A 12,630-nucleotide genomic window follows, 5' to 3' on the forward strand; every position below is an offset into this window, starting at 1 on the left:
GAGAATCCCTATGCGTCGTAGAAACACCGCATTTGCGGCAGCCGCAGTTCTGAGTGCGTCTGCCTTATTGCTCTCCGCCTGCGCGCCAGGTAACACCGCAACCAGCCCGTCCGACGCGGCGAGTACCGAGGAGCTGCCCAGCACTGCCTGGGCTGACGCTGATGCCGCGGATATTACGGACGGCGGCACGCTCAACCTGGCGATCAACGCCATGCCGGTGAACTGGAACACGTATGAGGTCGACGGCAACGAGGTCGACACGGTGAACACTGTAGAGCCGACCAGCGGCGGTCCCATCGAGATCGCTGAGGACGGCACCGCAGAGGTGAACCCCGACTACGCCGTCTCGGCCGAGGTCATCAGTGACGACCCGCAGGTCGTGGAGATCAAGCTGAACCCCGAAGCAGTCTGGGAGGACGGCACCCCCATCACCTACAAGGACTACATCGCCACCTGGCAGGCCATGAACGGCAGCAACGAGGAGTATCTCAGCGCGTCCACGGCTGTCTTCGAAGACATCACCGCGATCGAGTCCACAGACGACGATTACACCTTCACCGCCACGTTCTCGCAAATCACGGCGGACTGGCAGTCCATCTTCACCAGCGTGCTTCCGGCGTCGGTCGCTTCCACCCCCGCCGCGTTCAACGAAGGTTTCACCACCACTCCGGTGCCATCGTCTGGCCCGTTCATGATCTCCAACATCGACACCTCCGGCCAGGTCGTCACCATGGTGCGGAACCCCAAGTGGTGGGGCGAGACGCCCAAGCTCGACACCGTGATCGTGAAGGTCATCGACGGCGCCACCCAGGCTACGGCCTTCGGAAACTCCGAGACCGACGTGCTCTACATCTCGTCGAACGCCGACGCCTACCAGACGGCTACCAAGCGCACGGATGCCGAGATCCAGGCATCCGGTGGTCTCACCTGGACCCACGTCACCATGAACGGGTCGAAGGGCCCGCTCGCCGACGTCAAGGTTCGCCAGGCCATCGGGCACGCGGTGAATCGCGAGCTGATCTCCGAATCCGCCAACACCCCGGTGGGAGTTCCCGCCACCACGCAGGGCAGTTATGTCTTCATGCCCGGTCAGAAGGGCTACGAAGACAATGTGGGTGCCGCCATCGGCTTCGATGTCGACGAAGCAGCCAAACTGCTCGACGAGGCGGGCTACGAATTGAACGGGGACGGACTGCGGGAGAAGGACGGCGACGTGCTGACCCTGTCGATCACGGTTCCCGCCGAGACCCCGACGAATAAGCAGCGCGCCATGCAGGTGCAGGCCGACCTGAAGGACGTGGGTGTCACCGTGGAACTGGACGAGGTTCCCGCTGCCAAGTACTTCTCTGACTACATCATCCCCGGTGACTACGAGATGACGAGCTTCTCCTGGCAGGGCACAGCCTTCCCGATCTCGTCGACCGAGGCACTGTTCTCCCCGGTGGACTCCGAGTCGAACTTCACCGGCATCACCGACGACTCGCTCGAGGGACTGTTCGACGAGGCTAACGCCGAGCTCGACCCCGACGCGAGGCTGAAGATCGCTGACAAGATCGACAAGGTGCTCGCCGCGTACGTGCCGATCATCCCGCTCGCTCCGCTGCCGAATGTCTACGCGGTGAAGGACGGGCTTGTCAACTACGGCGCCAAGCAGTTCCAGTCGGTGGACTGGACCGTCGTGGGCTGGGCCAAATAAGCATCCAGCGACAGCCGGTACCTGAATGAGGATGGGGCGTGGCCGAGGCCGCGCCCCATCCGTCGTTTGCACCCGGTTCACCCGCGAGGAACGCACTGTATATAGGAGTGATCGGCTCCTGCCCGACGCGAAGTGGGTCGAGTACGGTAGCATAGACCCTTGGGTCCCTCGTGACCCCACTCATCCACTCTTCGCCGCACGTGATTTTTCGCGGCATCCATTCTTCGTAAGGATCTATTTTTATGGCGATTGCTACCCGCAATAACCTCCGGAATGTTGCAATCGTTGCCCACGTTGACCACGGCAAGACGACCCTGGTCGACGCGATGCTCCAGCAGACGAACTCGTTCGCCGAGCACTCGCACACCGAAGAGCGCGCGATGGACTCGAACGAACTCGAGCGCGAAAAGGGCATCACGATCCTCGCCAAGAACACGGCGATCTCGTACAAGGGCGTTCACGCCACCGACGGCCCCATCACCATCAACGTCATCGACACCCCCGGCCACGCCGACTTCGGTGGAGAGGTCGAGCGCGGCCTGTCCATGGTCGACGGTGTTGTGCTCCTCGTCGACGCATCAGAGGGCCCGCTGCCGCAGACCCGCTTCGTGCTGCGCAAGGCGCTCGAGGCCCACCTGCCCGTGATCCTCCTGGTCAACAAGACCGACCGTCCCGACGCCCGTATCGATGAGGTCGTCGAAGAGAGCCAGGACCTGCTCCTCGGTCTCGCTTCCGACATGGCCGACGACGTGCCCGACCTGGACCTCGACCTGGTTCTGAACGTGCCGGTCGTCTACGCATCCGGCCGCGCCGGCGCTGCCAGCCTGAACAAGCCCGACAACGGCGCCCTGCCCGACAACGATGACCTCGAGCCGCTCTTCGGTGCGATCCTCGAGCACATCCCGGCTCCCGTCTACGACGACGAGCACCCGCTGCAGGCCTGGGTCACCAACCTCGACTCCTCGCCGTTCCTCGGTCGCCTGGCGCTGCTGCGCATCTTCCAGGGCACCATCAAGAAGGGCCAGACGGTCGCGTGGATCAAGCACGACGGCAGCATCGCCAACGTGCGTGTCACCGAGCTGATGATCACCAAGGCCCTCGACCGCTACCCGGCCGAGAGCGCCGGCCCCGGTGACATCGTCGCCGTCGCCGGTTTCCCCGACATCACCATCGGTGAGACCCTCGCCGACCCCGAGGACCCGCGTCCGCTGCCGACCATCACGGTCGACGATCCCGCGATCTCCATGACCATCGGCACCAACACCTCGCCGCTCATCGGCAAGGTCAAGGGCCACAAGCTCACCGCCCGCATGGTCAAGGACCGTCTCGACAAGGAGCTCGTCGGTAACGTCTCGCTCCGTGTTCTCGACATCGGCCGTCCGGACGCCTGGGAAGTCCAGGGCCGCGGCGAGCTCGCTCTCGCCATCCTGGTCGAGCAGATGCGTCGTGAGGGCTTCGAGCTCACCGTCGGCAAGCCGCAGGTAGTCGTCAAGCGCGTTGACGGCAAGATCCACGAGCCGTACGAACACCTCACCATCGACTCGCCCGAAGAGTACCTCGGCGCGATCACGCAGCTTCTCGCCGCCCGCAAGGGTCGCATGGAGAACATGGCGAACCACGGCACCGGCTGGGTCCGCATGGAATTCATCGTTCCGTCGCGCGGCCTGATCGGTTTCCGCACCGAGTTCCTCACGGACACCCGCGGTACCGGTATCGCCAACGCGATCTTCTCCGGCTACGAGGCCTGGGCCGGCACCATCAACACCCGCACCAACGGCTCCATCGTGGCCGACCGCGCCGGTGTCGTCACGCCGTTCGCCATCATCGCCCTGCAGGAGCGCATGTCGTTCTTCGTCAACCCGACCGAAGAGGTCTACGAGGGCATGGTCATCGGCGAGAACTCGCGCGCCGACGACATGGACGTGAACATCACCAAGGAAAAGAAACTGACCAACATGCGTCAGTCCACCTCCGACACATTCGAGTCGATGACCCCGTCGAAGCAGCTCACCCTCGAGCAGTGCCTCGAATTCGCCCGCGAAGACGAGTGCGTCGAGGTCACCCCCGCCGTCGTTCGTATCCGCAAGGTCGAGCTCGCCGCGTCCGCTCGTCAGCGCAACGTCTCGCGTCTGAAGAAGCAGGACGCGAACTAGTCCGAGGCAGTATCTGACCGCAGGCATCCTGTTCCGGTTTTCCGGCACGGGGTGCCTGCGGTTTTTTGTCAGCCGGCACGGATACCGTGGCGGAAACGATCGACGAGTGAGGTACGACCATGACTGGATTCAAGACGACGTCGCCGCTGCGGATGGGCCTGGCCCTGGTCGCCCTGCTGGCCGCCGGCCCGCTGCTGGCCGGCTGCTCGGACGCGCAGGTGCAGGATGCCGTGAACGGCGCCGTGCAGGGAGCCACCGACGGCGACGTGAGCCTGGGCGGCGCGCTGCCCGACGGTTGGCCCGCCGAGATCCCCGTAATCGACGGTGAGATCAAGTTCGGCGCCGGCAACACCACCAACGGTGACCAGGGGTGGGTGGTGACCGTGGCCTCGAGCGCGACCGATCCGCTGGCCGACGCCGAGCAGAAGCTCGTCGACGCCGGGTTCGAGGTCGACACCAGCGCGTCAGCGAACGTGGGCGATGTCGGCGTGGTCGCGATGAAGAGCGCCACCTTCAAGGTCAACCTCGCGGGTACCCCCGACGGAGTGCTCTACACGGTGGCCCCCGCGTAATATCTCGCGAGCTGTGAGTAAAGCCCCGAAAATCTGAGATTTTCGGGGCTTTACTCACAGCTCGCGGTACGGCTAGGCGAAGAGGCCAGCGCCCACGAAGGAGCCTTTGGCGGCACCGGGCGGCACCGCGAAGAGAGCGGAGCCCACGTGCTTGAGGTACTCGTTCATGGCGTCGTTCCTGGCCAGGTTGAGCTGCACGGTGGTGAAGCTCTCCGGCGTGCGCTGGAAGCTGATGAAGAACAGGCCGGCATCCAGTCGCCCGAGGGCGTCGTTGCCGTCGACGAAGTTGTAACCCCGGCGCAGAATGCGGATACCGTCGTTCTGCGTCGGGTGCGCCAGGCGCACGTGCGAGGCGGTGTCGATCAGCGGTGCGTCGCCGCGACCGACGACCGTGAAGTCGGGTTCGGTGAATTCGGTGCCGCCGGACAGCGGTGCGCCCTCGCCCTTGTTCCGGCCGATAACGGTCTCCTGCTCGCGCAGGCTGGTGCGGTCCCAGGTCTCGATGGTCATGCGGATGCGCCGGGCGACCAGGTAGGAGCCGCCCGTCATCCAGGCAGGCCCGTCGTTCCCGCCCACCCAGAGGTGCTCGGTCACGGCGGCCGACTCCTCGGCCTTGATGTTGGCGGTGCCGTCCTTGAAACCGAAGAGGTTGCGCGGGGTGGCCTGGCTGGTGCTGGTCGACGAGGTGCGGCCGAAGCCGAGCTGGGACCAACGGATGGCTGCCCGCCCGAAGGCGATGCGGGAGAGGTTGCGGATGGCGTGCACGGCCACCTGCGGGTCGTTCGCACAGGCCTGGATGCAGAGGTCGCCGCCGCTCTTGGCGGCGTCGAGCATGTCGCCGGGGAAGTGTGGCAGCTCCACGAGCTCCGCCGGGCGGGAGCCGGCCAGGCCGAACCGGTCCTCACCGGCCTCGGTTTGGAAGAGGCTGGGTCCGAAGCCGAAGGTGATGGTCAATCCCGACGCCGGCAGGCCGACGGCTTCTCCGGTGTCCTCCGGCGGGGCGTCGTACGGCCCGCTGTCGGCGCCGAAGTCACCGATGTCCTGCCCGGCGGTCATCGCGGCGGCCGCCAGGGTCCAGTCCTGCAACAGCTCGATCAGCTCGGCGCGGGTGGTGCCGGCGCTCACATCGAAGGCGGCGAAGTGCAGGCGGTCCTGCGCCGGCGTCACAATTCCGGCCTGGTGTGTGGCGTAGAACGGGTAGACCGCGTTGGCCTCGGTTGCCGCTGCCGTCGCCGCGGCAGCCGCCGCCACCCGGTCGCCGGCCACGCCCAGTCCGATGCCGGCCACCCCCGCGCCGGCGAGGCCGAGCAGGCCCCGCCGGGACAGCCCGCGCGGAGCAGTCGCCGCGGCCGCCCCGTCTCCGGCAGCACTGTTCTGTGCGGGTGCGGGTGCGGGTGCGGGTGCGGGTACGGAGTCGGGGCTCGGGGGAGGGGTGTCGGTCATGCGGGGATGGTCTTCCTTCGACGCGTCGCTTAGAGAACGAGCGTAGCGGTCAGCTGGTTGAGCGGCTCGCCGAGAGCGTTCACCTGGTCGGCGAAGGCCTTGATCTCTTCGGGGGTGAGGTCGGTGTACAGGGTGAAGCCGTCACCGACGCGCTGGGCGTCGAGCAACACCTGCAGCTGGTCGAACTCGGTGTCGAGCTCGGCGGCCAGGTCGGCGTCTTCCTCGAGCAGGATGTCGCGCACGCCGGCGTAGAGCACCTTGGCGCCGTCGATGTTGGCCTGGAAGTCCCAGAGGTCGGTGTGCGACCAGAATTCTTCCTCACCGGTGACCTTGCCCGTTGCGACCTCGTCGAGCAGGCCGATGGCGCCGTTGGTCTGCTGGGAGAGCGTGAAGGTCAGATCCTGCACTTCATCGTTGAGCGTTGCGGTGTCGGCGACGAGCAGGGTGGCGAGGTTCTCGCGCTGCGCCGGGGTGTACGCGGTGAAGCCGGCCTCGGCCTCTGCCGGCCAGAGGTCCTTCTCGATGGCGTGCCAGCCGGTCCAGTCCTGGCCCTCTTCGAGGTCGGCCTCGCGCAGGTCGAGCTGCGGGTCGAGGTCGCCGAACGATTCAGCGACCGTCTCCACCCGCTCCCAGTGCGCGCGGGTGCCGGCATAGAGGGAGCGTGCGGTGTCGTCGTCGCCCGCCAGGTAGGCGTCGGCGAACGCGGTGGTGCCGGTGACGAGCTGGGCGACCTGGTCGCGCACGTAGGCGGCGTAGTTGGTGTTGGCGACCTCGACCTGGGCGTCCAGGTCTTCGTCGACGACGATGTCGTCGCCGGAGTCGGTCACGGTGAACGCGGTCTTGTCGATGCCGTCACCGACCATGCCGGGCTTGCAGGTCGTGAGGTAGTTGCCGGGGGCGAGCTGCACGACGAGGTCGCGGCTGAGGCCCGGGCCGATGTTCTCGACTTCACCGACGATGCGGAGGCCGTCTTCGGCAAGCAGGTAGAACTCGGTGACCTGGTCACCCGAGTTGGTGACGCTGAAGCTGAGGTTGCCCGACGGCGCCTCGTTCGCCGACACTGCGCAGGCATCCGCGCTGCTGTCGACGGTGAGCGCGGCATGCTCGGAGTCGCTGGTGTTGTTGGCGACGCAGCCGGTGAGGGCCAGGAGGCCCGCCGCCGAAACAGCGAGGAGGGGGAGGAAACGGGCGCGCATGGGAGTCCTTACCGAAGATGGTGGGAATGTGAGGGGTGCGGGTGCTGGTGCAGTGCTGTGGAACTAGTGGACGACCGCTGCTGACGCGGTCCGGGGAGGTGCGTTGGCGGGAACGGGTGTGACCCGGCGGCTCTTCACGATGAAGAGGGTCAGGGTGGGCACGATGTAGGCGAGCCAGGCGAACATCTCGAGCCAGGTGGTCGCTGGAGAGAAGTTGAGGGTGCCCTTGAGCAACGTGCCGTACCAGCTGTCCGGAGGGATCACGGCGGAGACGTTGAAGGCGAGGGAGTTGAGCCCGGGCAGGATCCCGGCTTCCTGCAGGTCGTGCACGCCGTAGGAGAGCACACCGGCGGCGACGACGATCAGGATGGCGCCGGTCCAGGTGAAGAACCGGCTGAGGTTGATCTTGAGCATGCCGGCGTAGATCAGCCAGCCGAGACCGACAGCGGTGAGGATGCCCAGGCCCGCGCCGAGAAGCGGCATCGTGGTCTGGCCGGTGGCCTGTACTGCCGCCCAGATGAACAGGGCGGTTTCGATGCCCTCCCGGCCCACGGCGAGGAACGCGACGAGCACGATGCCCATCCCCGTGCCGGCGAGGTGCTTGTCGATACTGCCGTGCAGGTGGCCCTTGAGGTCCTTGGCGGTGCGCAGCATCCAGAACACCATCCAGGTGACCAGGCAGGTAGCGATGATTGAGAGCAGGCCGCCGATGGTTTCCTGGGCGGCGAAGCTCAGGCCGTAGGTGCCGAAGGTGAGGATGGCGCCCAGGGCGAGCGCGAGCAGCACGGCCAGGCCCACTCCGGCCCAGAGCCGGGGGAGCACATCGCGGCGGCCGACCTTGACGACGTAGGCGATCAGGATCGTGACGATCAACGCGGCTTCGAGACCTTCGCGCAGGCCGATCAGGTAATTTGCGAGCACTGGGTTCCCGGTCGTGGAGGTTAGGTGAGAAAACGTACAGCATTGGTAAGGCTTACCTTACTTAATCAGTGTAGGGCTGGCGCCCCAGGCTGTCCAGTTAGAATTTGGTCTCATGGTCATGTCCGGCAGTGGTGAGCGCGTGGTCTTCGTCGTCGATGCGCCCGGGGATGAATCCCTGCTCGTCGGTGGTTCGATCGCCCGGCTGCTCGCCGACGGCTCAGAGGTCACCGTGCTGTTCGCGGCGCACGCACCGCAGGGCAGCACTGCGGCACCGGTGTCGCCCGAGACCGTTGCCGCGGCGCGCGCCGCCCTGGGCGAGAGTGATCCTGCCCAGTGGCGGGTGCTGGCCGGCCTCGGCAGTGGTGACCGGCGCGAGGCGCTGGGTCTCGCCCTCGCCGAGGCCGACGCCACGGCCGTCGTGATTGCCGCCACCGACGCGGACACCCGTCAGGCCGCCGTCGATGCTGCCGGAGACGCCGGCACCCCGGTGTTCCTGAGCAGCCGGGTCTCGGCCGCGGCCGGGCAGCGCCTCACTGCCATCGATGTGAGCGACCAGCTCGACCGGAAACTGCGGGCCCTGGCGGCCTACCCGGGTCGGTGGAGCGTAAACGATCGGGTCGTGCGTCTCGTCGACGGGGGAGAGATTCTCGTCACCGGTACCGAAACCTTCGTGCGCGGCAGCGGTGCTCCGCACGCCGCCCAGCCCGACCCCGAACCACCGACGGCGGCCACCCGATTGCTGGCCGGCCTGATGGCGCTGGCTGCGGGCATCCTGTTCGGGGTGCTCGGCACTGTGGCCCACCAGACGACTCTGGTCATCGGCCCGGTCACCGTACCGATCGGCCTGGTGCTCTCCCTGCTCGCTACCGGCACCCTGTTGGTGGGCCTGCGCCTGGTGGTGCACGACCGGCTGGTGGTGCTCGCGGCGGCGATCGGCCTGTTGGCCACCGTCTTCCTGCTGTCGCTGCGCAGCACGGGTGGGTCGGTGCTGGTGCCGGCCGGGGTGCTCGGCACGGTCTGGACGGCGGTGCCGGCCTTGGTCGCCGCTCTCGTTCTGGCGTGGCCCCGAATTCCTGCCAGACGACCTACGGCGTAGACTGGTCATCCAGTTCGTGAAGGGAATTCCGCCACTGTGACGTATGTCATCGCTCTGCCCTGCGTGGACGTCAAGGATCGTGCTTGCGTCGACGAATGTCCCGTCGACTGCATTTACGAGGGTGAACGCTCCCTCTACATCCACCCCGACGAATGTGTCGACTGTGGTGCCTGCGAACCGGTCTGCCCGGTTGAGGCCATCTACTACGAAGACGACCTGCCGGAGCAGTGGGCCGACTACTACAAGGCCAACGTGGAGTTCTTCGACGACATCGGTTCTCCGGGCGGCGCAGCCAAGGTCGGCGTCATCGCCAAGGACCACCCGGTCATCTCTGTGCTCCCTCCGCAGGTTCAGCACTAGACGTGCTGAAGCCACTTCCCGACTACCCGTGGGACGCGATGCTGCCGTTTGCGCAGCAGGCCAGGGCCCACACTGACGGCATCGTCGACCTCTCCATTGGCTCTCCGGTCGACGCCACCCCGCCCGTCGTGCAGGCCGCCCTCGCGCACGCGACGGATGCGCACGCCTACCCGCAGACCACCGGAACGCCGGCGCTGCAACGGGCCATCATCGACTGGTACGCCCGGCGCCGCGGGGTGACCGGCCTGGCGGAGAAGAACGTGCTGCCCACCATCGGCTCCAAGGAGCTCGTGGCGCTGCTGCCGTTCATGATCGGGCTGGGCGAGGGCGACACCATCGTGCATCCGCTGGCGGCGTACCCCACCTACGCGATCGGCGCGGCCATGGCCGGCGCCGAGGCGTTCCCCTCCGACGACCCCGCCGATTGGCCGCAGTCGACGAAGCTGATCTGGCTGAACAGCCCGGGCAACCCCGACGGCCGGGTGCTGAGCGTGGAATTCCTCCGCACCGCCGTGGCCCGCGCCCGTGAGCTCGGCGCCGTGATCGTGAATGACGAGTGCTACGCCGAACTCGGCTGGGACGCACCGTGGGTGAGCGAGCCGATTCCGAGCATTCTCGACCCGCGGGTGACCGACGGTGACACCCGCAACATCGTGGCCATCTACTCGCTGAGCAAGCAATCCAACATGGCCGGCTACCGCGGTGCATTCGCGGCCGGCTGCGCCGACGTGCTCGGCCGCCTGCTCACCGTGCGCAAGCACGCCGGACTGATGCTGCCCGCGCCCCTTCAGGCCGCCATGGTGGCCGCCCTGGGCGACGACGCGCACGTAGCCGTGCAGCGTGAGCGTTACCGGGCTCGCCGTGAGGTGCTGCTGCCCGCTCTCGTGGCGGCCGGCTTCACCATCGACCGCAGCGAGGCAGGCCTGTACCTCTGGGCCACGGCGGGCGTTGACGCCTGGGAATCGATCCGGCACCTCGCCGGACTCGGCATCCTGGCCGGCCCCGGCCCGTTCTACGGCGATTTCTACCCCGAGCACGTGCGGTTCTCGCTGACCGCCGATGACGAGCGCATTGCCGCCGCCGCCGCCCGGCTGCGCGCGTCCGTCGGCGCCTGACCACGCTCGGCCGGCCGGGGACTGGACGGATTTCCGTTCGAGCCTAGGCTGGCGGCATGGCTGACCTCCCCGCAGCGCACACCGACAGAGATCTGGCCGACCCCTACAAGGCCGGGGTCGCCGCCCTGACCGCACTGGTGTGCGAGTTGCCCGCCCTGCCGCCCGTGACCGCGGGCCGAATGTTCAACGGTGACGGCGTGCGGGTACGTGGCCGGTTCTTCGCCTTCATCGGCCGCAACGGGGACCTCGTCGCCAAGCTGCCCGCCGACCGGGTGAACGACCTCGTCAGCCACCGAACCGGAAGCCCGGTCGTGATGGGAAAGCGCACGATGCGCGAATGGGCACGGTTTCCGGCCGAGGCCGGAGTGGGCACCTGGAGCGAGGTCCTGGAGGAGGCGCACGCGTTCGTCGCGGGCGAGTAGCCCAACAAAAGCCGGGCAATCGGGACCATGTGCCCTAGCGCCCTCTCGCGCGGCGGTACGCTGAGAGACAGGTCGTCCGCACCATGGAATGGGCTGTAGTGGAGTGTCAACGAACCCCGGCCGATTTTGGCGGATGCAACAGTATGCCTCTCGGCGGAATAGGCTGTAAGCGGGTTATCGTTGCCAAGCACCACGAGCGTGCTGCGGCGGACCGCCATAGACCATCAGCCGAAAGGCTTTGAATCCAGGGAGGCGCCGTGAGCGACGTCGCGCAGCGAACACCATCCAATGAGCCGCAGTTCATTGACAGGCCCGTCGAGGGCCCGCAAACGGCCACTCTCACCTACCCGGGGGGATCGGCGCAGTTCCCCATCCTGGGTAGCACAGACGGCCCGTCCAGCATCGATATCGCGACGCTGACCAAGCAGACCGGTTTCACCACGTTCGACTCGGGGTTCGTGAACACGGCGGCAACGAAGTCAGCCATCACGTATATCGACGGCGAGCACGGCATCCTGCGTTATCGCGGGTACCCGATCGAACAGATCGCGCAGAACTCCAGCTTTCTCGAGACCGCCTGGCTGCTGATCTACGGTGAGCTGCCCAGTGAGAGCGAACTGAGCGCGTTCGACAACCGCATCCGTCGGCACACCCTGCTGCACGAAGACCTGCGCCGCTTCTTCGACGCCCTGCCGCACAACGCGCACCCGATGTCGGTGCTGTCCGCCGGCGTCTCCGCGCTGTCGACCTACTACCAGGACTCCTTGAACCCCAAGGACCCAGAGCAGGTCGAACTGTCGATGATCCGGCTGCTGGCGAAGCTGCCGGTCATGGCCGCGTACGCGCACAAGAAGAGCATCGGCCACGCATTCCTCTACCCGGACAACTCGCTCAGCTTCGTCGACAACTTCATCAAGCTCAACTTCGGCACCCTCGCCGAGCCGTACCTGGTGAACCCCGTCGTGAGCAAGGCGCTCGAACGCCTGCTGATGCTGCACGAGGACCACGAGCAGAACGCATCCACCTCGGCCGTTCGCCTGGTCGGCTCCACCGAGGCCAACCTGTTCGCCTCGGTCTCCGGCGGCATCAACGCGCTCTCCGGCCCGCTGCACGGCGGCGCCAACGAGGCCGTGCTCACCATGCTCAGCGATATCAAGGCCTCGGGCGAAGGCGTGCAGAAGTACGTCGAACGCGTGAAGAACAAGGAAGCCGGCGTGCGCCTGATGGGCTTCGGCCACCGGGTCTACAAGAATTACGACCCGCGCGCCAAGCTGGTCAAGGAGAGCGCCGACGCCGTGCTCGAAGCCCTCGGGGTGAAGGACGACCTGCTCGATATCGCCAAGGAGCTCGAGTTCATCGCGCTGAACGACGACTATTTCAAGGAGCGCAAGCTTTACCCCAACGTGGACTTCTACACCGGCGTGATCTACAAGGCCATGGGCTTCCCGCCGCGCATGTTCACGGTGCTGTTCGCCATCGGCCGGCTGCCCGGCTGGATCGCGCACTGGCGCGAGATGAACCTCGACCCGACCACCAAGATCGGCCGCCCGCAGCAGTTGTACACGGGCGCGATCGCCCGGGACTACCCGCGCGCGTAGTTTCACCAAGAACGGCCCTGTCGTCTCTCCTGGAGACCACAGGGCCGTTCTTGTGTGT

General features: G+C 66.6%; 11 protein-coding genes. 8 read left to right on the forward strand and 3 right to left on the reverse strand.

The features are described 5' to 3' along the window. Positions 1-10: 10 nt before the first annotated feature. From CTB96_RS06680 to CTB96_RS06690, 3 genes are all read left to right on the forward strand, one after another. On the forward strand, positions 11-1,696 hold the full coding sequence (locus tag CTB96_RS06680) for an ABC transporter family substrate-binding protein (RefSeq protein WP_110126132.1): 1,686 nt from the start codon (positions 11-13) through the stop codon (positions 1,694-1,696). A gap of 242 nt (positions 1,697-1,938) precedes the next feature. After that, complete coding sequence (gene typA / locus CTB96_RS06685) at positions 1,939-3,849, forward strand: translational GTPase TypA (protein ID WP_110126133.1); 1,911 nt, start codon at positions 1,939-1,941, stop codon at positions 3,847-3,849. Positions 3,850-3,968: 119 nt separating this feature from the next. Then, positions 3,969-4,421, forward strand: a complete 453-nt coding sequence (locus CTB96_RS06690) for a hypothetical protein (protein WP_146215761.1) — start codon at positions 3,969-3,971, stop codon at positions 4,419-4,421. Positions 4,422-4,493: 72 nt separating this feature from the next. Here the strand turns inward: CTB96_RS06690 and efeB are convergent, their stop codons facing one another. The 3 genes from efeB to efeU all read right to left on the reverse strand — a co-directional run bounded on the left by efeB (position 4,494) and on the right by efeU (position 7,981). Further along, complete coding sequence (gene efeB, locus CTB96_RS06695) at positions 4,494-5,864, reverse strand: iron uptake transporter deferrochelatase/peroxidase subunit (RefSeq protein WP_110126135.1); 1,371 nt, start codon at positions 5,862-5,864, stop codon at positions 4,494-4,496. A gap of 29 nt (positions 5,865-5,893) precedes the next feature. Further along, a complete protein-coding gene (gene efeO / locus CTB96_RS06700) occupies positions 5,894-7,060 on the reverse strand; it encodes an iron uptake system protein EfeO (RefSeq protein ID WP_110126136.1) in 1,167 nt (388 codons plus the stop codon). A 63-nt stretch (positions 7,061-7,123) separates the two neighbouring features. After that, complete coding sequence (efeU, locus tag CTB96_RS06705) at positions 7,124-7,981, reverse strand: iron uptake transporter permease EfeU (RefSeq protein ID WP_110126137.1); 858 nt, start codon at positions 7,979-7,981, stop codon at positions 7,124-7,126. 112 nt (positions 7,982-8,093) lie between these two features. Here efeU and CTB96_RS06710 point away from each other — a divergent pair, with 112 nt between their 5' ends. The 5 genes from CTB96_RS06710 to CTB96_RS06730 all read left to right on the forward strand — a co-directional run bounded on the left by CTB96_RS06710 (position 8,094) and on the right by CTB96_RS06730 (position 12,572). Next, positions 8,094-9,077 (forward strand): PIG-L deacetylase family protein, encoded by a 984-nt coding sequence (locus CTB96_RS06710; protein ID WP_110126138.1) that lies wholly within the window; start codon positions 8,094-8,096, stop codon positions 9,075-9,077. A 36-nt stretch (positions 9,078-9,113) separates the two neighbouring features. Then, positions 9,114-9,437, forward strand: a complete 324-nt coding sequence (gene fdxA, locus CTB96_RS06715; RefSeq protein WP_066594116.1) for a ferredoxin — start codon at positions 9,114-9,116, stop codon at positions 9,435-9,437. 2 nt (positions 9,438-9,439) lie between these two features. After that, positions 9,440-10,552 (forward strand): succinyldiaminopimelate transaminase, encoded by a 1,113-nt coding sequence (gene dapC, locus CTB96_RS06720; protein WP_282433118.1) that lies wholly within the window; start codon positions 9,440-9,442, stop codon positions 10,550-10,552. A 56-nt stretch (positions 10,553-10,608) separates the two neighbouring features. Then, positions 10,609-10,974 carry a hypothetical protein gene (locus CTB96_RS06725; protein WP_110126139.1) on the forward strand — a complete coding sequence of 122 codons (366 nt, stop codon included), beginning with the start codon at positions 10,609-10,611 and terminating at the stop codon, positions 10,972-10,974. A 302-nt stretch (positions 10,975-11,276) separates the two neighbouring features. Next, entirely contained in the window at positions 11,277-12,572 is a 1,296-nt protein-coding gene (locus CTB96_RS06730) for a citrate synthase (protein ID WP_110126312.1), read from the forward strand. Positions 12,573-12,630 lie beyond the last annotated feature (58 nt).

It is taken from the genome of Cryobacterium arcticum, assembly GCF_003185895.1.
GTDB lineage: Bacteria > Actinomycetota > Actinomycetes > Actinomycetales > Microbacteriaceae > Cryobacterium > Cryobacterium arcticum.